Origin of the sequence: Streptomyces sp. NPDC026672 (assembly GCF_040638185.1) — a bacterium.
In the GTDB taxonomy this organism is placed as follows: domain Bacteria; phylum Actinomycetota; class Actinomycetes; order Streptomycetales; family Streptomycetaceae; genus Streptomyces.
This window is the reverse complement of sequence record NZ_JBEZXS010000017.1, coordinates 1-21329: the sequence shown is the minus strand read 5'-3', so window position 1 is coordinate 21329 and position 21329 is coordinate 1. Positions and strand designations below refer to the sequence as shown.

Below are 21329 nucleotides of genomic sequence, written 5' to 3'. Positions count from 1 at the left end.
GACGGGACCGTGCGCAGTCAGGCGTAGGACGGAAGCGTACGGACCCAGACGTGGAAAACAGGGAGACGGCGATGAGCGCACCCGACGGCAGCCCGGTCGGCGCCGAACGCAGCATCGGCCAGCTGTTCGCCTCGGCGACGACCGAGATGTCGGCGCTGGTGCACGACGAGATCGCGCTGGCCAAGGCGCAGCTCAAGCAGGACGTCAAGCGCGGTGCGACCAGCGGCGGCGCGTTCTCGGCGGCCGGGGTGCTGCTGCTGTTCTCCCTGCCGATGCTCAACTTCGCGCTGGCGTACGGCATCCGGACCTGGAGCCACTGGAACCTCGCGGTGTGCTTCCTGCTGTCCTTCGCGGCCAACGTCCTCGTCGCCGGCGTGCTAGCGCTGATCGGCCTGGTCTTCGCGAAGAAGGCCAAGAAGAGCAAGGGCCCGCAGAAGGTGGCCGCGTCGATGAAGGAGACGGCCGGCGTCCTCCAGAACGCCAAGCCGCACCCTCGTCCGGAACTTCCGCAGGATCGGGTGCCCGAAGCCATCGAGGCTGTGGCACGCTCGGCGTCATGACGGACCCTGCCGCAGCCTCGGTCGTACGCGCCGAAGGCCCCTGGACCCACCGGGACGTCGCCGCGAACGGCGCGCGCTTCCACATCGCGGAGCTGGGCGACGGCCCGCTCGTGCTGCTGCTGCACGGCTTCCCCCAGTTCTGGTGGACGTGGCGGCACCAGCTGACCGCGCTCGCCGACGCGGGCTTCCGTGCCGTCGCCATGGACCTGCGGGGCGTGGGCGGCAGCGACCGCACGCCCCGCGGGTACGACCCGGCGAACCTGGCCCTCGACGTGACCGGGGTGATCCGCTCGCTGGGCGAGCCCGACGCCGCGGTGGTCGGGCACGACCTGGGCGGCTATCTGGCGTGGACGGCCGCCGCGATGCGCCCGAAGCTCGTACGACGCCTCGCGGTGGTGTCGATGCCGCATCCCCGGCGCTGGCGCTCGGCGATGCTGCGCGACCCCCGGCAGACCTCCGCAGGCTCCTACATCTGGGGGTTCCAGCGGCCGTGGGTCCCCGAGCGGCAGCTCACCGCGGACGACGGGGCGCTGGTGGGCCGGCTGATCCAGGAGTGGTCCGGGCCGAGCGCGCCGGACGACAAGGCGGTGCGGACGTACCGGCGGGCCATGTGCATCCCGTCGACGGCGCACTGCTCCGTCGAGCCGTACCGCTGGCTGGTGCGCTCGCTGGCGCGGCCCGACGGCATCCAGTTCAACCGGCGCATGAAGCGGCCGGTGCGGGTGCCGACGCTGCACCTGCACGGCTCGCTGGACCCGGTGCTGCGCACCCGCAGCGCCGCCGGATCGGGCGAGTACGTCGAAGCGCCGTACCGCTGGCGGCTGTTCGACGGGCTGGGGCACTTCCCGCACGAGGAGGACCCGGCGCTGTTCTCCGCCGAGCTGATCAACTGGCTGAAGGATCCCGAACCCGATCGGTGACCGCGCGACCGCGCCCGGTATCCGGACCTGAACGCCTGTTCTTCGAACAGCCACATGCCCGGCGCATAGGCCGATTGGGGCGTGTCGGGGAGGTTATCGACCTTGGAGCGGGGGCAGACGCACGGGTATGGGCTGGACGCACGACTACAGTGACGCATCCCGCAACCGCCGCACGACCGGCGGTCTGAACCCCCATCGGGGAGGGACCCCGCAGGTCGCGGGCGCGGACCTCCGGGTGGGCATTCCGCGCATCCTGCGCCGCAGGGCCCGCTGGGTCTCGGTACGACTGCGCCACGCACGCGGCTGACCCCCCAGGGCCTCTCCGGCGGTCCCTAGAGGGCGCAGCTGTCGGTCCCGACCTGTTCGTTCGCCGTGCGGCCCTTGGCGATGTCCTGCTGGATCTCGTCCGCCGTGAGGGCGTAGCCGGTGTCGGCGTCGTCCAGTGACTTGGCGAAGACGACGCCGTAGACCTTGCCGTCGGGCGTGAGCAGCGGGCCGCCGGAGTTGCCCTGGCGGACGGTCGCGTACAGGGAGTAGACGTCGCGGCGGACCGTGCCGCGGTGGTAGATGTCCGGGCCGTTGGCCGTGATGCGCCCGCGCACGCGTGCCGCCCGGACGTCGTACGCCCCGTTCTCCGGGAAGCCGGCGACGATGGCGCTGTCGGCGCTCTTCGCGTCCCCGGTGGAGAACTTCAGGGCGCGCGCCTTGAGGTCGGGCACGTCGAGTACGGCGATGTCGCGCCGCCAGTCGTAGAGCACGACCCGGGCGTCGTACCTGCGGCCCTCGCCGCCTATCTGGACGGTGGGCTCGTCCACGCCGCCCACGACGTGCGCGTTGGTCATCACCCGGCGGTCGGCGAAGACGAAGCCCGACCCCTCCAGGACCTTGCCGCAGCTCTCGGCCGTGCCCACGACCTTGACGATGGAGCGCTGGGAGCGGGTGGCGACGGCGCTGCCCGCGAGGGCGGGGTCGGGCGGCTGGACGTCGGTGATCGGCTCGCTGGAGAACGGACTGAAGACCTGCGGGAAGCCGTTCTGCGCGAGGACCGAGGAGAAGTCCGCGAACCAGGTGTTCGCCTGCGTCGGCAGCGCCTGGGAGACGCCGAGGAGCACCTTGGAGCTGCGGACCTCCTTGCCGAGCGTCGGCAGGGTCGTCCCGGCGAGGGCCGAGCCGATCAGCCAGGCGACCAGCAGCATCGCCACGACGTTCACCAGGGCGCCGCCGGTGGCGTCCAGGGCGCGGGCCGGGGACCACGTGATGTACCGGCGCAGCTTGTTGCCGAGGTGGGTGGTCAGCGCCTGGCCGACGGAGGCGCAGACGATGACGACGATCACCGCGACGACGGCGGCGGTCGTGCTGACCTCCGCGTTGTCGGTCAGGGCGTCCCAGATCACGGGCAGCGTGTAGACGGCGACGAGGCCGCCGCCCAGGAAGCCGATCACCGACAGGACGCCGACGACGAACCCCTGGCGGTAGCCCACGATCGCGAACCACACGGCAGCGACCAGCAGCAGGATGTCCAGCACATTCACGGACGCCACCCTGTCATGCGCGCCAGTCGAGCGGGACCTGCTTCTCCTGGTCCCAGGGGCGTTCCCAGCCCGCGAAGTGCAGGAGGCGGTCGATGATGCCTGCCGTGAACCCCCACACAAGTGCCGATTCGACCAGAAATGCCGGACCTCGGAAACCGCTGGGGTGGACCGTCGTGACGCGGTTGGCCGGGTCCGTGAGATCCGCCACGGGGACCGTGAAGACCCGGGCCGTCTCGTTCGGGTCGACCACGCCGACCGGGCTGGGCCGCTGCCACCAGCCGAGCACGGGTGTGACGACGAAGCTGCTCACGGGGATGTAGAGCCGGGGCAGCACGCCGAAGAGACGCACGCCCGAGGGATCAAGTCCGGTCTCCTCCTCGGCCTCGCGGAGAGCGGCCCGCAGCGGCCCGTCGGCCGTCGGGTCGCCGTCCTCGGGGTCGAGGGAGCCGCCCGGGAAGGAGGGCTGCCCGGCGTGTGAGCGCAGGGAGGTGGCGCGCTCGGTGAGCAGCATCTCGGGGCCGCGCTCGCCCTCACCGAAGAGGATCAGCACGGCCGACTGGCGGCCCGCCCCGTCCTCCGGCGGCAGGAAGCGGCTGAGCTGGCGCGGCTCGACCGTCTCCACCACCCGCACCACCGGGTCGAGCCAGCCTGGCAGTCCCTCCGTGCCGACCGTCACCGGGCCGTCCTGCGTGTCGCTCCTGTGCGTCATGCCCACCCCCGTTCTGCCGTGTCCAACGCCCTGCGGGCCCGCGATCGTTCCGGACGGTCAACGTGAGTTGACCCGGCCGGTGGTTCCGGCCCGCTCCTCACGCGGCCCCCAGGGGCGGCGCCGGCCTGCCGCCCGCGTCGAGGTAGGACTGCGGGGGCTTGAGGCGCTGGCCCGGGAGGCCGCCCTTCTCGTACTTCAGGAGCTTCTTCGCCTTCTCCGGGTCGGTCTCGCCCTCGCCGTACGCCGGACAGAGCGGGGCGATGGGGCAGGCGCCGCAGGCGGGCTTGCGGGCGTGGCAGATGCGGCGGCCGTGGAAGATCACGTGGTGGGAGAGCATCGTCCACTCACTCTTGGGGAAGAGCGCGCCGACGGCGGCCTCGATCTTGTCGGGCTCGGTCTCCTCGGTCCACTGCCAGCGCCGCACCAGCCGCTGGAAGTGCGTGTCGACGGTGATGCCCGGGCGGCCGAAGGCGTTGCCGAGCACGACGAAGGCGGTCTTGCGGCCGACGCCGGGCAGGGTGACCAGGTCCTCCAGCCGGCCGGGGACCTCACCGTCGAACTGTTCGACGAGGGCCTTGGAGAGCCCTATGACCGACTTGGTCTTGGCCCGGAAGAACCCGGTGGGCCGCAGGATCTCCTCGACCTCCTCCGGGTTGGCGGCGGCCAGGTCCTCTGGGGTGGGGTACTTGGCGAACAGGCCCGGAGTGGTCTGGTTGACCCTGAGGTCGGTCGTCTGCGCGGACAGCACCGTGGCGACGAGCAGCTCGAACGGGTTCTCGAAGTCGAGCTCGGGGTGGGCGTAGGGGTACACCTCGGCGAGCTCGCGGTCGATCCGCCGGGCCCGGCGGACGAGAGCGGTGTGCGACTCGTCGCGGGGCGGCTTGGCGGGGGCCTGCCCTGCGGGGACCTTCTCGGCGGCGGCGGTCTTCTTGGCGGGGGTCGCCTTCTTGGCAGCCGCCTTCTTGGCCGGCGTCGCCTTGGCCTCCGTTCTCGCCACGCTCTTCGCGGGAGCCTTGGCGGCCTTCGTCGCCTTCGCGGTCTTCCCGGCCGGAGCCTCGCTCGACCCGGACTGCTCCACCCCAGCGCTCTGCGGCTTTTTCACCCTTTTGTCACCACCATCGGGGACCTGTTCGCCCACAGCGGAATCACGACGTACAACCACCCACCCAGCCCCCTCGGCCTGTGCTCTACCGGCGATTTGGACACCCGGCCAGCCTAGAGCCCGGCACCGACATCCGCCCCGGACCCCGAAGATCGGCCCCCAATTGGACCCCTGCCGCTTATCTCGGCACACCTGTGCGGCATCCTTGTGACAGATCACACTGTTTGGACCGTCCGGCAAGATGGGGAACACGGTCCCCTGGTACACGGGGGAGCAAGATCCTCTGAGCAGGTCGACAAGGAGAGAACTCGTGGACGACGTTCTGCGGCGCAACCCGCTCTTCGCGGCTCTCGACGACGAGCAGGCCGCCGAGCTGCGCGCCTCCATGAGTGAGGTGACCCTCGCGCGAGGCGACTCGCTCTTCCACGAGGGCGACCCGGGGGACCGGCTCTACGTGGTGACCGAGGGCAAGGTCAAGCTGCACCGCACCTCCCCCGACGGCCGCGAGAACATGCTGGCCGTCGTCGGTCCCGGCGAGCTGATCGGTGAGCTGTCGCTCTTCGACCCCGGCCCGCGTACGGCGACCGCCACCGCCCTCACCGAGGTCAAGCTCCTCGGTCTCGGCCACGGCGACCTCCAGCCCTGGCTGAATGTGCGGCCCGAGGTGGCCGGCGCCCTGCTGCGCGCAGTCGCCCGCCGCCTGCGCAAGACCAACGACGCGATGTCCGACCTGGTCTTCTCCGACGTGCCGGGCCGTGTGGCCCGTGCCCTGCTGGACCTGTCGCGCCGCTTCGGCGTGCAGTCCGAGGAGGGCATCCACGTCGTGCACGACCTCACGCAGGAGGAGCTGGCCCAGCTGGTCGGCGCCTCCCGCGAGACCGTGAACAAGGCCCTGGCCGACTTCGCCCAGCGCGGCTGGCTCCGCCTGGAGGCCCGCGCGGTGATCCTCCTGGACGTGGAACGCCTGGCGAAGCGCTCACGCTGAGCCCAAGGGGTACGACAACGGGGTGCGGCCTCCCAGGAGGCGGCACCCCGCCGTCGTACCCACGCGCGTGACGGGACGATGTCGCCGAGCGTCCTGGGCCCCGCGGCCCGCCCGTGCGCGCTCCGCGCGCGGGGCGCGGTGGGCCGACGGCCGCTCACCGGGGCGAAGCCGCAGCTCTCCGCCGCTCCCGCCCACGCCCGCGCGTGGGACACACCGTCCCCGTGCCCGGCCGTCAGTCGCCGGTCCCCGGCCCCCGGTCGGCTAGATCAACCCGTGTTCGCGCAGGTACTCCAACTGCGCCCGAACCGACTGTTCCGCCGCCGGCCACAGGGAGTGGTCGACATCCGCGTAGACGTGGGCGACCACCTCCCCGGGGGTGCGGAAGCCGTTCTCGACCGCCGTTTCGACCTGGGCGAGCCGGCTGGCACGGTGGGCCAGGTAGAACTCGATCGCGCCCTGGGCGTCCTCAAGGACCGGACCGTGGCCCGGGAGGATCGTCCGGACGCCGTCGTCGACCGTGAGGGAGCGCAGGCGCCGCAGGGAGTCCAGGTAGTCCCCGAGACGGCCGTCCGGGTGCGCCACGACCGTCGTACCGCGCCCGAGGACCGTGTCACCGGTCAGGACCGCACCGTCGGCCGGGAGGTGGAAGCACAGGGAGTCCGCGGTGTGGCCGGGCGCGGGCACGACCCGCAGCTCCAGCCCGCCGACGGCGACGACGTCCCCGGCGGCCAGCCCCTCGTCACCGAGCCGCAGCGCGGGATCCAGCGCCCGTACCTTCGTCCCGGTCAGCCCGGCGAAGCGGGCGGCGCCCTCCGCGTGGTCGGGGTGGCCGTGGGTGAGCAGCGTGAGCGCCACGCGCAGACCGGCCCGCTCGGCCGTGTCCACGACGTTCCGCAGATGGCCGTCGTCCAGCGGTCCGGGGTCGATCACCACGGCCAGGTCGGAGCCCGGCTCGGCGACGATCCAGGTGTTCGTGCCGTCCAGGGTCATCGGGGAGGCGTTGGGCGCCAGGACGTTGACGGCCCGCGCCGTGGCGGGACCCGAGAGGACTTCTCCCCTGGGCCGGCCGGGCAGGGCGGTTGCGTCCGTCATGCGAGGCTCCCGCCGGTCGGAATGTGCTTGGTGAACTCGTCGTGCCCCGGCCAGGCCAGCACGATCTCGCCGTCCACGAGGCGGGCCCGGGCCAGTACGGGGGTCATGTCGCGCGCGGGTGCCGCCTCCAGCGCCTCGGCGGCGGTGGCGTACGGGATCAGCTGGCGCAGGGTCGCGATGGTGGGCGGCATCATCAGCAGCTCGCCCTTGTCGTACCCGGCGGCGGCCTCCCGCGGCTCGATCCACACCGTGCGGTCGGCCTCGGTGGAGGCGTTGCGGGTGCGCTGTCCGCGTGGGAGGGCGGCGACGAAGAACCAGGTGTCGTAGCGGCGGGACTCGAACTCCGGGGTGATCCAGCGGGTCCAGGCCCCCAGCAGGTCGGAGCGCAGTACCAGCCCCCGCCGGTCCAGGAACTGCGCGAAGGAGAAGTCCCGGGCGACCAGGGCGGCCCGGTCGGCCTCCCAGTCCGCGCCGGTGGTGTCGTCCACGACCGAGTCGGGGTCGGGTCCGGCGAGCAGGACGCCGGCCTCCTCGTACGTCTCCCGGACGGCCGCGCAGACGATCGCCTGCGCCCCCGCCTCGTCCACGCCGAGCCGCCGTGCCCACCACGCGCGGGTGGGACCCGCCCAGCGGATGTCCTGGTCGTCGTCGCGTGGGTCGACACCGCCGCCGGGATACGCGTACGCGCCTCCGGCGAAGGCCATGGAGGCGCGTCTGCGCAGCATGTGGACGGCGGGTCCGGCACCGGGTGTGCCGGCCGGACCGTCCCTCAGCAGGAGCACCGTGGCCGCGCGTCTGGGGTCCACGGGCGTCAGGGTGCCGTCCGCGAGCGCGCGGATACGGTCCGGCCACTCCGGGGGATACCACTGCCCATTCGCCATGAGGCGGAGGCTATCCCGATGTGCGCGAATGTTCGAGAGGGTCCTGTGAGCAGGGCGTTACGGCAGCAGCTCGACCTGGATCTCGACCTCCACGGGAGCGTCGAGCGGCAGTACGGCGACACCCACGGCGCTGCGGGCGTGCACGCCCCTGTCGCCGAGGACCGCGCCCAGCAGCTCGCTCGCGCCGTTGACGACGCCGGGCTGCCCGGTGAAGTCGGCGGCCGAGGCGACGAACCCGGTGACCTTCACCACGCGCGCGACGCGGTCCAGGTCGCCGGCGACCGACTTCACGGCGGCCAGGGCGTTCAGGGCGCACACCCGGGCCAGGTCCTTGGCCTCCTCCGCGGTGACCTCCGCGCCGACCTTCCCGGTGACCGGGAGCTTGCCGTCCACCATGGGCAGCTGGCCCGAGGTGTGGACGTACACGCCGGACCGCACGGCCGGCTGGTAGGCGGCCAGCGGCGGCACGACCTCCGGCAGGGTCAGCCCGAGTTCCGCGAGCTTGTCCTCGACCGCGCTCATGCCTGCTTCTCCCGCTTCAGGTACGCCACGAGCTGCTCGGGGTTGGGTCCGGGCACGACCTGGACGAGCTCCCAGCCGTCCTCGCCCCAATTGTCCAGAATCTGCTTCGTGGCATGGACGAGCAGAGGCACGGTTGCGTATTCCCACTTGGTCATGGGCCGACTGTATCCGCTGTTATCCACAGCCTCCCGCGTAGCCGGTCGGCGGACTGGTTAGGCTCGAAGACGTGAGCAGGCTCCAGGTCGTCAGCGGCAAGGGCGGGACCGGAAAGACGACGGTCGCCGCCGCTCTCGCGCTGGCCCTCGCCACCGAGGGCAGGCGTACGCTCCTCGTGGAGGTGGAGGGCAGGCAGGGCATCGCACAGCTCTTCGAGACGGACGCGCTTCCCTATGAGGAGCGGAAGATCGCCGTCGCTCCCGGGGGCGGCGAGGTCCATGCCCTCGCCATCGACCCCGAACTGGCGCTTCTGGACTACCTCCAGATGTTCTACAAGCTGGGCAGCGCCGGCCGGGCCCTGAAGAAGCTCGGCGCGATCGACTTCGCCACCACCGTCGCGCCCGGCCTCAGGGACGTGCTGCTGACCGGCAAGGCGTGCGAGGCGGTGCGCCGCAAGGACAGGGCGGGCCGCTTCGTCTACGACTACGTCGTCATGGACGCGCCCCCCACGGGCCGCATCACCCGCTTCCTGAACGTCAACGACGAGGTGGCGGGCCTCGCGAAGATCGGTCCGATACACAATCAGGCGCAGGCCGTCATGCGGGTGCTGAAGTCCCCCGAGACCGCCGTGCACCTGGTCACCCTGCTGGAGGAGATGCCGGTCCAGGAGACCGCCGACGGCATCGCCGAACTGCGCGCGGCGCGGCTGCCGGTGGGCCGGATCATCGTGAACATGGTGCGCCCGGAGGTGTTGGACGGCGCCGACCTGGAACACGTACGGAGCGTGCCGCGCACCGCCGTCGCCCGGTCGCTGTCGGCGGCCGGCCTCGGTGGCGCGCGGCGCGGCGGGAACGCCGAGCGGCTGGTGCACCCGCTGCTGGCCCAGGCCGCCGAGTACGCCGAGCGGTACGCGCTGGAGCAGGAGCAGCGCGCGGTCCTCGGCGAACTGGACCTGCCACTGCACGAACTGCCGCTGCTCGCCGAGGGCATGGACCTGGCGGGCCTGTACCAACTCGCCCACGAGCTGCGGGAACAGGGGATGTCATGAGTCCGGACCCGGAGGCGCAGGACGCGGCCCGCCACCGCCCCTCTCCCACGCGCGTGCTCGACGTCGACGCGCTGCTCGACGATCCGGCGACCCGGATCGTGGTGTGCTGCGGCTCGGGCGGCGTCGGGAAGACGACGACCGCGGCGGCGCTGGGGCTGCGGGCCGCCGAGCGCGGCCGCAAGGTGGTCGTGCTGACCATCGACCCGGCCCGGCGGCTCGCCCAGTCCATGGGCATCGACTCGCTGGACAACGTGCCGCGCCGGGTGAAGGGCACCGAGGGCGAGGGCGAACTGCACGCCATGATGCTCGACATGAAGCGCACCTTCGACGAGGTCGTCGAGGCGCACGCGGACCCGGAGCGGGCGGCCGCGATCCTGGCCAACCCCTTCTACCAGTCGCTCTCGGCGGGCTTCGCGGGCACGCAGGAGTACATGGCGATGGAGAAGCTGGGCCAGCTGCGGGCCCGGGACGAGTGGGACCTGATCGTCGTCGACACCCCGCCGTCCCGCTCGGCACTGGACTTCCTGGACGCACCCAAGCGGCTCGGCTCGTTCCTGGACGGCAAGCTGATCCGGCTGCTGACGGCGCCCGCGAAGCTGGGCGGGCGCGCGGGCATGGCGTTCCTCAACGTCGGCATGTCCATCATGACGGGGACGCTGGGCAAGCTGCTGGGCGGTCAGCTGCTGAAGGACGTGCAGACGTTCGTGGCCGCGATGGACACGACGTTCGGCGGTTTCCGCACGCGCGCGGACGCGACGTACAAACTGCTCCAGGCGCCCGGTACGGCGTTCCTGGTGGTGGCGGCGCCGGAGCGGGACGCACTGCGCGAGGCCGCGTACTTCGTGGAGCGGCTGGCCGCGGAGGCCATGCCGCTGGTCGGGCTGGTCCTCAACCGGGTCCACGGCAGCGGCGCCGACCGGCTGTCGGCCGAGCGGGCGCTCGCCGCCGCGGAAAATCTTGAGGAGCCCCGCATTGTCGATCAGGGGGGCGGGAAAGCAAGACTTCGTAACTCTCCCGACACGTACGACAGTTCAGAATCTCCCGCATCCGAGCGCCACTCCCCCGGCGCGGACCGGGACGTCGACCGGCTCACCGCGGGTCTGTTGAGACTGCACGCGGACCGTATGCAACTGCTCTCCCGTGAGCAGCGCACGCGTGACCGCTTCGCCGCCCGCCACCCCGAGGTGGCCGTGGTGGAAGTGGCCGCGCTCCCCGGTGACGTGCACGATCTCTCGGGCCTGCGGGACATCGGGGACCGGCTCGCGGCCCATCGGCACGAGCTGCCCGAAACACGCACGGAGAACTGAGGTCCGTCCCCCAGAGCGGCCATGGTGCGGCCACGGCTCCGTGCGGAAAGGCCCGTGAAGGCCCGCGGAAGGCGTCAGCCGACCGCTGCGTAGTTCTCGTACACCTCGTCGCTGTCGAGGGGCACGATGCCGGCGCCGCGCTCGTACTCCGAGCGCGCGGTCTCCAGGAGCCGGCGCCAGGAGGTCACGGTGGGCCGCCGACGCAGCAGTGCGCGGCGCTCGCGCTCCGTCATGCCTCCCCACACGCCGAACTCGACGCGGTTGTCCAGCGCGTCGGCCAGGCATTCCGTGCGTACCGGGCATCCGGTGCACACCGCCTTGGCCCTGTTCTGCGCTGCTCCCTGCACGAACAGTTCATCCGGATCGGTAGTGCGGCAAGCAGCCTGCGCACTCCAGTCGGTTACCCAGCCCATACCGGCGCCGTCCTCTCCCGAATCGAGGCTCCCCCACGGCGGCAGCGGCATATTCACCGCCGCCAGTTGAGGACGTTACGGAAGGTGGGCACAGCGCAACACCCCCTTCGGGCCCAATCTTGAATGGCCCGAACGGACTATGGGTAAGCGGCAGATCACCCGCGGGAGTGAGCTGACGACATGCGCGACCATCCCGGCAAACCGGGACAGCTGTGATGTGTCACAACGGGCGTCAGGCGACACACGAGGCGGATTCGGGCGCGCCTCCCACACGACTCGACGTGCCCGGCGGCGAACCCGTCGTAAAAAGGCCAAGAGGATCCGGAACGATTCGGGGTCGCCGGACGTATTGATACGTAGCCGCACTGCTGTGACAGTTGAGAGCAGCTTAGGCCAAGGCATATACGCGTGTCCGGCGAATGACAACGTAGGGCCGCCCGGATCTGCCGTGCCACGGTCCCGCGCGGCCCCCGGAGCCCGGGGTGGCGGACCCTCCGCGCCCGTCCCGCCCGCCCCCGGCCCGCCTCCCGGATGTCACGATCGTGTACGCGAACATCCCGAGGGGCACCCGCTCCACCGGAACGCTCATCTCTACGGATTAGGCTGCCCCCATGCCAAAGAAGCGCTCGGGCGGTGGTCTGTCGCCAACGCAGCAGGCCGCCAAGTTCCTCGGTGTCAGTGTGCTCGCGGGAGCCGTCATGGCAGGCATCGCGCTGCCCGCGGCCGGCGCGCTCGGACTCGCGGCCAAGGGTTCGGTCCAGGGCTTCGACGAGATCCCCGCGAACCTGCAGAGCCCCCAGCTGAGCCAGCGGACCACCATCCTGGACAACCAGGGCGGCCAGATCGCCTCGGTCTACTCGCGCGACCGCACGGTGGTGGACCTCAAGGACATGTCGCCGTACATGCAGAAGGCGATCGTCGCCATCGAGGACTCGCGCTTCTACCAGCACGGCGCGATCGACCTGAAGGGCGTGCTGCGCGCCCTGAACAAGAACGCGCAGAGCGGCGGGGTCTCCCAGGGCGCCTCGACGCTCACCCAGCAGCTGGTGAAGAACTACTTCGTGGAGGAGGCCGGCGACGACCCGACGAAGGTCGCCCAGGCCACCCAGCAGACGCTCGGCCGCAAGGTCCAGGAGCTGAAGTACGCCATCCAGATCGAGGAAGAGCTCGGCAAGAAGAAGATCCTCGAGAACTACCTGAACATCACGTTCTTCGGCGAGCAGGCGTACGGCGTCGAGGCGGCGTCCCAGCGCTACTTCTCCAAGCACGCCAAGGACCTCACGCTCCCCGAGGCCGCGCTGCTGGCCGGCATCGTCCAGTCGCCCAGCCGGTACGACCCGGTCAACGACGAGGCCGAGGCCACCAAGCGCCGCAACACGGTGCTCGAGCGCATGGCCGAGGTCGGCGACGTCTCGCGGGCGGAGGCGGACCGGGCGGCCAAGGAGCCGCTCGGCCTGCACCCGAGCAAGCCGAAGAACGGCTGCATCACCGCGGTCAAGGGCGCCGGCTTCTTCTGCGACTACGTGCGTGAGGTGTTCCTCACCGACCCGGTCTTCGGCAAGACCCGCGAGGACCGCGCGAAGGTCTGGAACCAGGGCGGTCTGACGATCCGTACGACGCTGGACCCGCAGTCCCAGAACTCGGTCCAGTCGTCGATAAAGCAGCACGTGTACAAGAGCGACGCCGTGGCGACCGCCGCCGCCATCGTCGAGCCCGGCACCGGCAAGATCCTCGCGATGGGACAGTCCCGGCCGTACGGCTTCGGCAAGGACGAGACGCAGATCAACCTGTCCGTGGACAAGAGCATGGGCGGCGGCATGGGCTACCAGCCCGGTTCGACGTTCAAGCCGATCGTGGCCGCAGCGGCCCTGGAGGGCGGCAAGCCGCCGACCCAGGAGTACTCGTCGCCGTACAAGATGAACTACCCGAGCCCGATCGCCCAGTGCGACGGCCGGACCTGGCGCAACAGCACGACCAAGCCGGCCGACCTGACGAACGAGAACGAGTCGGAGCACGGGCCGTACGGCATGAAGGAGGCGACCGCCAAGTCGGTCAACACCTACTACGTGCAGCTCATCGCCGACATCGGCATCTGCCCGGTCACCACCATGGCCAAGAAGATGGGCGTGGAGCGCGCCGACGGCGGCAAGATGCAGCAGGAGCCGTCGATCGCGCTCGGCACGCAGGAGATGTCGCCGCTGACGATGGCGAGCGCGTACGCCACCTTCGCCTCGCGCGGCATGTACTGCACACCGGTCGCCATCGAGTCGATCACGCAGACCGTGGGCAGCCAGAAGAAGTCCCTGGAGGTGCCGAAGTCGACCTGCTCGCGGGCGATGTCGGAGAACACCGCGGACACCGTGAGCACGCTCCTCAAGGGCGTCGTCGAGGACGGCACCGGCCAGCAGGCGGGCCTGAGCGGCCGGGCCAGCGCGGGCAAGACCGGTACGACGGACGAGCGCTACGCGGCCTGGTTCGTCGGCTACACGCCGAACATGGCGGGCGCGGTCTGGGTCGGCGACCCGGCGCACGACCGCAAGATGGTCAACATCACCATCGGCGGCATCCCGCACGCCAAGGTGTACGGCGGTGAGGTCCCCGGTCCGATCTGGCGCGACATGATGACGGGCGCGCTGGCGGGCAAGCCCGCGCCGGAGTTCAACCTGATCGACATCCCGGACCCCGTGAAGGACCGGGGCGACGAGGGCGACGGCCAGGACCGCGGCAACAACGGCGGCGACAACGGGAACCGGCCCGGCAACGGCAACGGGCCCGGCGGCCAGAACGGCGGGACGTCCCCGAACCCCACGTTCTCCTTCCCCGACGGCTTCTTCCAGGGCCAGGGCGACGGGGGGAACCGGGGAGGCTTCGGCGGGGGACGGGGCTAGCCGCGGAGTCGCCGGCCGCTGAGCCGCGCAGGTCGTAGTACGACGGGGCCGCATCCTCTCTCCGAGGATGCGGCCCCGTCGTCGTGCCGCGCCGGTCGGCGTCCGCCGTGCGGCCCGTGGCCCGCGTGCATGGGGATACGGCCCGTGACCCCTGGCGCGGGGTACGGCCCTTCGCCCCGTGCGTGCGGATACTGCCCGTTGCCCCGTGCGGCGCGCATGTGGCCCGTGGCCCCGCGGCCGAAGGCGGCTCAGCCCTGGAGGAGCTTCTTCACCACGGCGGCGACCCGGCCGCCCTCGGCGAGGCCGGCGACCTTGGGGTTCACGATCTTCATGACGGCGCCCATGGCCCGCGGGCCCTCCGCCCCGGCCGCCTTCGCCTCCTCGACGGCCTGGGCGACGATGGTGTTCAGCTCGTCGTCCGAGAGCTGCTTGGGCAGGTACTCGGCGAGCACCTCGCCCTCCGCCTTCTCCCGCTCGGCCTGCTCCGGGCGGCCACCCTGCGCGAAGGCGTCCGCGGCCTCACGCCGCTTCTTCGCCTCCTTGGTGATCACCTTGAGGACCTCGTCGTCGGAGAGCTCGCGCTTCTCCTTGCCCGCGACCTCCTCCTTGGTGATCGCGGCGAGCGTCAGCCGGAGCGTCGAGGAACGCAGCTCGTTCCGCTCCTTGATCGCGGCGTTGAGGTCGTCGTGAAGCTTCGACTTGAGCGTGGTGGTCATGCCGTCGATTGTCGCAGGTGCGCCGGACCCGACGCCTCCCGATTTGACCTGCGGGTCGGGGGACCGGCCTTCTGGACCGGACGCGTGGCCGGTACGGGAGTTGGGGGGTGGTCCGGCCGGGAGTTGGGGGGGCGGCCGGTCCCGGGCGGGTCCGGGCGTCTGACACGATGGTCGTATGCGCGCGCGATACGGAGTACCCCTGGGAATCGTGGCGGCCGGCGCCGCCGGTCTGGCTTACGCGGCGGGCGTCGAAGTCCGCTCCTTCCGGCTCCGCCGGGTGACGATCCCGGTGCTCCCGGCGGGCATGCGCCCCCTGCGCGTGCTCCAGGTCTCCGACATCCACATGGTGAGCGGGCAGCGCAAGAAGCAGCGCTGGCTGCGCTCGCTGGCGACCCTGCGGCCGGACTTCGTGATCAACACCGGGGACAACCTGTCCGACCCCGAGGGCGTGCCGGAGGCGCTGGACGCGCTGGGCCCGCTGATGGAGTTCCCGGGCGCGTACGTCTTCGGCTCCAACGACTACTACGGCCCCAAACTCCGCAACCCCGCCCGCTACTTGCTGGAGAAGACCAGCGGCCGCCACGGGCTCAACGGCAACGCCCCGGCCGTCGGCGTGATCCACAACCCGTGGGAGGACCTGCGGGACGGCTTCGACGCGGCCGGCTGGGTGAACCTCACGAACACCAGGGGCACGCTGAAGATCGACGGCGTCACGGTGGAGATGACCGGCCTGGACGACCCGCACATCAAGCGGGACCGGTACGCGCAGGTGGCGGGCGGTCCGTCGGACGACGCGGACTTCTCGATGGGCGTGGTGCACGCGCCGTACCTGCGGGTCCTGGACTCGTACACGGCGGATGACTATCCGCTGGTCCTGGCCGGCCACACGCACGGCGGCCAGCTCTGCATCCCCTTCTACGGCGCGCTGGTCACCAACTGCGACCTCGACACGGACCGCGTGAAGGGCCTGTCCCGGCACACGGCGGAGGGCCGGACGTCGTACCTGCACGTCTCGGCGGGCTGCGGCACCAACCGCTACACGCCGGTACGGTTCGCCTGCCCACCGGAGGCGTCGCTGCTGACGTTGGTGGGGCGGGAGTAACGGGAGTGGCCGGCGGGCCGGGAGTGGCCGACCGGACAGATCACGACCTGACGGATTGGACGAGAGCACACGGGACCGGTCGGGATAACCCGACCGGTCCCGTCCGCATCGCCCCATTTGCCCGTCCTGCTTAGCGTGAGGGGCATGACGGCACCGATACCCAGGGACATACCGGACCTGCCCGCGGTCCCCCGCACTTCCCCCCTGCTGCCCGCCCCCGTCCCGGCCACGGCGGTGGTGGCTCCCACCCGCCACCCCCTGACCGCGGCGTTCCGCGTACTGACCGCCCTGACGGCGCTCGCGGCCGTGGCACTGGAACTGCTCCTGGGTCCCCCGGCCAGGATGCTCAGCTACTTCAGCGTCCAGAGCAACATCGTGCTCGCCGTGGTCATGATCGCCGCGGCCCAGCGGGCGTCGTCCGCCCGCAAGCCCCTGTCGTCGTCGGTGACGGGCGCGGCGCTGTTCTACGTGCTGATCTCGGCGCTGGTCTACCACCTGCTGCTGGGACACGCGACGCCGCCGTTCTCCATGACCGGCGCGACCCGGCCGCCGGTGGCGTGGCACGGCCAGTGGACCGCGCTCCAGGTGCTCCACACGCTGGTGCCGGCGGCGGCATTGGCGGACTGGCTCCTGCTCACGGCATCGGGCCGCCTGCACCTGCGGCAGCTGGCCGCGTGGCTGCTGTATCCCCTGGCGTACCTGGCCTTCTCCCTCGCCCGGGGCGAGCTGCTCATCCCGGGGACGGCGGACCGGTACCTGTACCCCTTCCTGGACGTGGACCAGCACGGCTACCGCAGCGCCCTCGCCAACGCGCTCCTCCTGGGCCTCGCGTTCTACGCCCTGGCGGTCCTCATGGTGGCCCTCGACCACGCCCGCCCGAACCCCGTCCGCCGCGGCCCCAAAACCGGATTTCGTCTCCGGCCACCAGTGGGCTAAAGTAAACGACGTCGCCGCAGGAACAGCGACATCGGGGTGTAGCGCAGCTTGGCAGCGCGCTTCGTTCGGGACGAAGAGGTCGTGGGTTCAAATCCCGCCACCCCGACGCTGGTCAGAGGGGCCTGGTGTGCAAGTAGCACCAGGCCCCTCTGTCGTGCATGGGGCCAAACGAATGCGATCAAGCTGCGATGCCTGGTCGTCAGCAAAGGTGCGCGCAGAGCTTGGCATCCTCAGTGATCACAGGTCTCAGCAGCCTCCAGAAGACCGCTATCTACACTGCGCCATGCGCCTCAGGGACTGCCCTCATATCCCCACGACTCCACAACGTCGCCACCGGTGCCCAAGCGTCTCGGGCACCGTAGGTTTCAGGACCAGCAGCTAACTGGGCAACGGCTGAGCGGAAAACGTACCGTCGGAGAGCCGCGTCTCGGTCAGCATGAGCCACAGCACGCGGCCCTCGACAACGTGAAGCACGACAGTGCCAGCAGGCTGCTTGCGAAACGATCAGGGCGACCGTCAGGGTTCTCGCTGTAGAGAACGGTGACTGGCAAGGTGGACGCTGAACCGTACCGCGACAGTGCACCTTGCGAGCCATCCAGCCAGCTCCCATCAGAAGGAGCCCCGCACTGAGACCGCCCAGCAGTTCTGGGAGAGCATCAAGGAGAGTGCCCATCGCGCCACCGCCTCGGCGACGGATCTGCTCTGCCCCGAGGCGCCCGAGCTTGCACCGGACCCGCTCGCCCGTCTTTGCGTCCAAACCTTGAAAAATCGCAGCCTCTCCCCAGGAGCCGCCGAGTCCGGCCAGCTTTGGAGCACCTGCCTTTCCTGCTCTGTCAGGCCACCGAGCACGAACGAAAGCCGTTTGTCACCGAACTCTGATTTCAGCAGAACAGCTTCGGGGCTTTCGTGGTCGGTAGCGTCGATGCCCGTCTGCTCGCTCAGGAGGCCGAGCCGGCCACCAAGTGCCCTACTCATCCACAGCGGCACCAACCTGCGGTACTCAGAACCTGCCAGCGTACAAAGGAGAGCGAGACAGTTTTCGTCGAGCCGAGCAGGGTTCAATGCGTCGTCCATCAGAGCCATCTCCACGGCTGCCCACCACTGTTCGTTCAGAGGCACGCACAACCATTCGGCGATCAACTGATCGACGATTTCACGGTTACCTGAAATTACAACCTGGCGGGCCGTTGCCACCGCTTGAATGGAGGGAGACTAGCCGTGTACTGCATTTAGCGCCGCCTGATAACCCTCACCGGTTTCTTCCTGACAGCGCTGCGCATCACGCTTGCGGCGGTGGTTTTTCGCCACGTCATCATCCTGGCTCCGCCATGACAGTCCTGTGATCCGCCACGCCTGTCAGGGCGAGCGTGGTTGAGCGATCACAGGATGCGGTGCGCCTTCGGGCTATAGCCACTTCTAGTCACGGGCTAGTAACTAAGCCGCGGCCACTGCTCGGCCAGCGCACAGATTACTGACTTGGTCACGTCAACCGCAACCGAGGGTACGGATAGCCAGTCACCGGTTGTCCATGAGCGCTCGTACGGCTCGTATGACTTGCTGTGCGCCCGTGACGGATACACAGCAAGAACCTAGCAGTCGGGAAGACGAAGCTGATCAGGCCACCGCGCCGTCCTCTTCCTCCTGGTCATCGGCGAAAATATCGTCCTTGGCTTCGCCCCCCTTTGTGATCACCGGCCGGAGCTGTTTGCGGTAAACCGCCTCGGCCGTCGCCTGGCTGCTGTGACCGACCAGCAGGACAATGGTCTCCAGCGGGATGCCGTGGTCGGAGAGCAGGGACACGAAGCTGTGCCGGAGCTCCCGCGGCGTCCACGCCGGCTTCAGGCAGGCCCTTCTCACGATGGCCTTGAAGTCGCGCCGAACGTTGGCCGCGTCGAACGGCTCGGCGGTCCTGGTCGTGAAGACACGGCCGGTCCGGCTCCATTCCATACCCCTCAATGCCCGCTCCTGAGCTGTTCATCGCGGTCTAACAGCACGACGGCGGGGCCCGACCGAATGGGCCTCGGCCACCTCCCCAATCTCTCCAGCCCTTCATCCGATCAGCGCAAATACAGCAGTCAGTCACCCCACATGGGGGGCCAAACGCGGCGACTCCGCCGAAACGGTCCCGGGCTGTGATGGACGGTGCCGGAGCCAAACGAGCAGGTCGGGTGTCCTGGAACCAAGGTCACCAGGGGCGCAATCGCGTTCGGGAGCGAGCGGTCCAGTAGCAAATAGGGGCCTACAACATCAGTCGCGGTGCGCCGCAGGCAGCGGGGACGCCCTTGATCCCGACACTCCCCTCGCTACCTAGACGCTGCGCTCAGCCCAGTCAGAGAGTCTGAACGGTCCAAACCGGTCAAGCCGCGGTGGATCCCGTAGTGCTTCAGTAGCCTTTCGCCGTGGCTATGTATCGCCGACATCTTGAGCGGCTCGCGCAGGCAATGCAGAGGGTATCGACCCGCCCGGCTACGTCCTCGTACATCTGGGGCGGGCGCCGATCTCCCTTAGCTTTTGCAGTATTTCACCTATTCTTCCTGATGCGTCTGTTATCGCCTCTCCAGTGGCTGAAATACGGCGTACGACGCAGGAACGCGGCCAAGCCTCCGACGACGAATCAGCGCCCAGACTTCCCTGCCGCCTATACCGAGTGGTACTTCATAGCGGTGCTCGCCGCAGCCGGCACCGCTTACCTGGTTCGTCATACGATCCACCCCGACCTGCCGTTTCCGCTGGCGCAGCTCCTCGCGGCAGTGGGCTGGCTGCTGATCGCCGAGGCTGTGGTGTGGATGTTCTACTACCTCATGCTGCGGGCGTTCATAGAGCGCTATTACACGATCTTTCACCCAGCCGAGTACGTTCTGATGTTTCCGCTACTTCTCGCCGTCCAAGTACTGCTGCTAAGCGATCTGACTGGGCGTAGGATTACGGCGTTACTGCAGGCCTTCATCGGCGAACTTGATGCGGGCGACCGGTTCGGGACTACGCTGGCGGTCTTCGGTCTCGCCTACCTGGGAGTGGCAATCACAGTGGTCCTCAGTTCCCACCCCGGCATCGACACCCGCACCGCCCAGACCGTCTCGGTCATCGGCGCTGGCGACGTCACCTTGAATCGCATCCTGCCTGCACTGAAGACACTGGGCTACAGACGTAGCAGCATCACGATCTCCTCGGTCGACGATCCCGAGACCGCAAACGCCCGCACCGTGATTGGCGACGACGCTCAGTTACATGTGGCTTCCCCGGACAAGGTGCTAGCCACTGCACTGCGTGAACATGCTCCCACTATCATCGCCTCGCCCACATTTGCTCACTTCACTCAGCTCGTGGCCTTGGCCGCAGCCGGCGTTCCCTTCGCCGTGGAGAAGCCCATCACCTCCAGTCGCGCCGAACGCACCGTGTTGCGCAACGAGGCCGGGAAGTTGATGACTCACGGCTTCGCTCTGAGCTACTACAGCCTAGAAAAGGCCCTCCCGCTCACCTACTTTCTACAGCCACTGCCTGTCCACTCGCGCTTCCTGACCGCAAGCGAGCCTGGGCTACTGGGCGCAGCTGCCTTGCACGCCCTACGGGAAGAGCTGGGCCGCGTGCGCTCTGTACGCATCGACCTTCTGGAGGGCGCCTCGCGCTCTCCAGCCAGCTACGCCCGCCTCTGGACCGAGGTCCCCGGAACTTTGCACCCCTTCGTCGAGACCACCATCCATCCGCTGCTACTGATGCGGCACATCACCGGTAAGGGCCCAATCACCTGGTCCGGCTGTGCCCTTGGCCGTTATGCCCCGCGCGCCACCCAGGTCCGCGCCGAGTACGGCCAAGAAATCGCCCCCCACTTGGCTGGAAGCCTCTGCACATCACGGCACCATCGACTTGCGGATGCGCGTCGCCAAGCATGTGCCCACCTCACTGGCCCAACGCCGTGCCGTCATTACCCACGCCAACGGCTCCGTGACCGCCAACTTTGACACCCGCCGGGTCGACTTCGAAGTCAACGGCCAAAATCGTGGCTGGATCGCCATCGACACCGCCCGCGACGCGGGTCGTTACCAGCAGAACTACACGGTTCTGATGTCCTTGTTCACGGAATTTGCCATCAATGGATGGGGGGCCGTTCGCTTCGACGACTTCGAACGGCAACTGGACGCTCTAGACCACTGGGACAACTTGTGTGACCTGGTGGACCAACACCAGCCCCCAGTCACCGAATACACCGCCGAGTCTCTCGCCACTCGCCTTCCAAACTTGATCCGTCTCAGGTAGACGTGCCCGGTACTAGAAGCCAGCCGGGGGCCAAACGATGCAGCTGTACCAGGACCGTCCCGGACTGTAGAGGACTGGACTTGCTCCGAATGAGCACGTCAGGCTCAACTAAGAAGCTGTTGTCTTTTCGATCTTGAGGGATGCGCGTCGAACGGGAGTCCCGATCGGGTGGTCGTGGGACGCTGGGCGCATACGAACAGGGCCTC

At 69.5% G+C, this 21329-nt stretch carries 22 protein-coding genes and 1 tRNA gene; 12 read left to right on the top strand and 11 right to left on the bottom strand.

All coding sequences use genetic code 11. The features are described 5' to 3' along the window. Window positions 1-71: 71 nt before the first annotated feature. The 3 genes from AB0F77_RS20740 to AB0F77_RS20730 all read left to right on the top strand — a co-directional run bounded on the left by AB0F77_RS20740 (window position 72) and on the right by AB0F77_RS20730 (window position 1787). Complete coding sequence (locus tag AB0F77_RS20740) at window positions 72-560, top strand: phage holin family protein (protein WP_361950376.1); 489 nt, start codon at window positions 72-74, stop codon at window positions 558-560. Beyond that, complete coding sequence (locus tag AB0F77_RS20735; RefSeq protein ID WP_361950373.1) at window positions 557-1480, top strand: alpha/beta hydrolase; 924 nt, start codon at window positions 557-559, stop codon at window positions 1478-1480. The genes AB0F77_RS20740 and AB0F77_RS20735 overlap by 4 nt, the downstream gene beginning before the upstream one ends. A gap of 127 nt (window positions 1481-1607) precedes the next feature. Then, on the top strand, window positions 1608-1787 hold the full coding sequence (locus AB0F77_RS20730) for a hypothetical protein (protein ID WP_361950370.1): 180 nt from the start codon (window positions 1608-1610) through the stop codon (window positions 1785-1787). A 25-nt stretch (window positions 1788-1812) separates the two neighbouring features. On the opposite strand, the gene AB0F77_RS20725 is transcribed toward AB0F77_RS20730, so the two are convergent. The 3 genes from AB0F77_RS20725 to nth form a co-directional block, all read right to left on the bottom strand. Beyond that, window positions 1813-3012 carry a MarP family serine protease gene (locus AB0F77_RS20725; protein WP_361950367.1) on the bottom strand — a complete coding sequence of 400 codons (1200 nt, stop codon included), beginning with the start codon at window positions 3010-3012 and terminating at the stop codon, window positions 1813-1815. Between the two features lie 13 nt (window positions 3013-3025). Then, window positions 3026-3721, bottom strand: coding sequence for a CoA pyrophosphatase (locus AB0F77_RS20720; RefSeq protein WP_361950364.1), 696 nt, complete (start codon window positions 3719-3721; stop codon window positions 3026-3028). A gap of 97 nt (window positions 3722-3818) precedes the next feature. Beyond that, window positions 3819-4823 (bottom strand): endonuclease III, encoded by a 1005-nt coding sequence (gene nth / locus AB0F77_RS20715; protein ID WP_361950361.1) that lies wholly within the window; start codon window positions 4821-4823, stop codon window positions 3819-3821. A gap of 310 nt (window positions 4824-5133) precedes the next feature. On the opposite strand from nth, the gene AB0F77_RS20710 reads away from it, so the two are divergent. Continuing rightward, on the top strand, window positions 5134-5808 hold the full coding sequence (locus AB0F77_RS20710; protein WP_030734182.1) for a Crp/Fnr family transcriptional regulator: 675 nt from the start codon (window positions 5134-5136) through the stop codon (window positions 5806-5808). Window positions 5809-6069: 261 nt separating this feature from the next. Here the strand turns inward: AB0F77_RS20710 and AB0F77_RS20705 are convergent, their stop codons facing one another. The 4 genes from AB0F77_RS20705 to AB0F77_RS20690 are packed head-to-tail and all read right to left on the bottom strand — an operon-like array spanning window position 6070 to window position 8458. Next, window positions 6070-6900: an MBL fold metallo-hydrolase gene (locus AB0F77_RS20705; RefSeq protein ID WP_361950358.1), complete on the bottom strand. Its 831-nt coding sequence runs from the start codon at window positions 6898-6900 to the stop codon at window positions 6070-6072. Continuing rightward, window positions 6897-7781, bottom strand: coding sequence for an NUDIX hydrolase (locus AB0F77_RS20700; RefSeq protein ID WP_361950355.1), 885 nt, complete (start codon window positions 7779-7781; stop codon window positions 6897-6899). Before AB0F77_RS20700 ends, AB0F77_RS20705 begins: the two co-directional genes overlap by 4 nt. Window positions 7782-7838: 57 nt before the next feature. Then, window positions 7839-8303: a RidA family protein gene (locus AB0F77_RS20695; protein ID WP_361950352.1), complete on the bottom strand. Its 465-nt coding sequence runs from the start codon at window positions 8301-8303 to the stop codon at window positions 7839-7841. Further along, window positions 8300-8458 (bottom strand): DUF4177 domain-containing protein, encoded by a 159-nt coding sequence (locus AB0F77_RS20690; protein ID WP_086024262.1) that lies wholly within the window; start codon window positions 8456-8458, stop codon window positions 8300-8302. Before AB0F77_RS20690 ends, AB0F77_RS20695 begins: the two co-directional genes overlap by 4 nt. 71 nt (window positions 8459-8529) lie before the next feature. Here AB0F77_RS20690 and AB0F77_RS20685 point away from each other — a divergent pair, with 71 nt between their 5' ends. Continuing rightward, entirely contained in the window at window positions 8530-9507 is a 978-nt protein-coding gene (locus AB0F77_RS20685) for an ArsA-related P-loop ATPase (RefSeq protein ID WP_361950348.1), read from the top strand. Next, window positions 9504-10814 carry an ArsA family ATPase gene (locus AB0F77_RS20680; RefSeq protein WP_361950346.1) on the top strand — a complete coding sequence of 437 codons (1311 nt, stop codon included), beginning with the start codon at window positions 9504-9506 and terminating at the stop codon, window positions 10812-10814. Before AB0F77_RS20685 ends, AB0F77_RS20680 begins: the two co-directional genes overlap by 4 nt. Before the next feature lie 74 nt (window positions 10815-10888). Here the strand turns inward: AB0F77_RS20680 and wblA are convergent, their stop codons facing one another. After that, complete coding sequence (gene wblA, locus AB0F77_RS20675) at window positions 10889-11227, bottom strand: transcriptional regulator WblA (RefSeq protein ID WP_361950742.1); 339 nt, start codon at window positions 11225-11227, stop codon at window positions 10889-10891. A 611-nt stretch (window positions 11228-11838) separates the two neighbouring features. On the opposite strand from wblA, the gene AB0F77_RS20670 reads away from it, so the two are divergent. Further along, window positions 11839-14115 carry a transglycosylase domain-containing protein gene (locus AB0F77_RS20670; RefSeq protein ID WP_361950343.1) on the top strand — a complete coding sequence of 759 codons (2277 nt, stop codon included), beginning with the start codon at window positions 11839-11841 and terminating at the stop codon, window positions 14113-14115. A 248-nt stretch (window positions 14116-14363) separates the two neighbouring features. Here AB0F77_RS20670 and AB0F77_RS20665 read toward each other — a convergent pair whose 3' ends face one another. After that, window positions 14364-14831: a GatB/YqeY domain-containing protein gene (locus tag AB0F77_RS20665; protein WP_361950340.1), complete on the bottom strand. Its 468-nt coding sequence runs from the start codon at window positions 14829-14831 to the stop codon at window positions 14364-14366. Between the two features lie 175 nt (window positions 14832-15006). On the opposite strand from AB0F77_RS20665, the gene AB0F77_RS20660 reads away from it, so the two are divergent. The 3 genes from AB0F77_RS20660 (at window position 15007) to AB0F77_RS20650 (ending at window position 16975) form a co-directional block, all read left to right on the top strand. Then, complete coding sequence (locus AB0F77_RS20660; protein WP_361950337.1) at window positions 15007-15933, top strand: metallophosphoesterase; 927 nt, start codon at window positions 15007-15009, stop codon at window positions 15931-15933. Window positions 15934-16077: 144 nt separating this feature from the next. Beyond that, window positions 16078-16869: a Pr6Pr family membrane protein gene (locus tag AB0F77_RS20655; protein WP_361950334.1), complete on the top strand. Its 792-nt coding sequence runs from the start codon at window positions 16078-16080 to the stop codon at window positions 16867-16869. Between the two features lie 32 nt (window positions 16870-16901). Further along, a tRNA-Pro gene (locus AB0F77_RS20650) sits at window positions 16902-16975 on the top strand. 503 nt (window positions 16976-17478) lie between these two features. Here AB0F77_RS20650 and AB0F77_RS20645 read toward each other — a convergent pair. Both AB0F77_RS20645 and AB0F77_RS20640 read right to left on the bottom strand, forming a co-directional pair. Continuing rightward, window positions 17479-18063: a hypothetical protein gene (locus AB0F77_RS20645; protein ID WP_361950331.1), complete on the bottom strand. Its 585-nt coding sequence runs from the start codon at window positions 18061-18063 to the stop codon at window positions 17479-17481. A 420-nt stretch (window positions 18064-18483) separates the two neighbouring features. Then, window positions 18484-18816, bottom strand: a complete 333-nt coding sequence (locus AB0F77_RS20640) for a tyrosine-type recombinase/integrase (RefSeq protein ID WP_361950328.1) — start codon at window positions 18814-18816, stop codon at window positions 18484-18486. 452 nt (window positions 18817-19268) lie between these two features. On the opposite strand from AB0F77_RS20640, the gene AB0F77_RS20635 reads away from it, so the two are divergent. After that, complete coding sequence (locus AB0F77_RS20635) at window positions 19269-20828, top strand: hypothetical protein (protein ID WP_361950325.1); 1560 nt, start codon at window positions 19269-19271, stop codon at window positions 20826-20828. Continuing rightward, entirely contained in the window at window positions 20812-21123 is a 312-nt protein-coding gene (locus tag AB0F77_RS20630) for a hypothetical protein (RefSeq protein WP_361950322.1), read from the top strand. Before AB0F77_RS20635 ends, AB0F77_RS20630 begins: the two co-directional genes overlap by 17 nt. Window positions 21124-21329 lie beyond the last annotated feature (206 nt).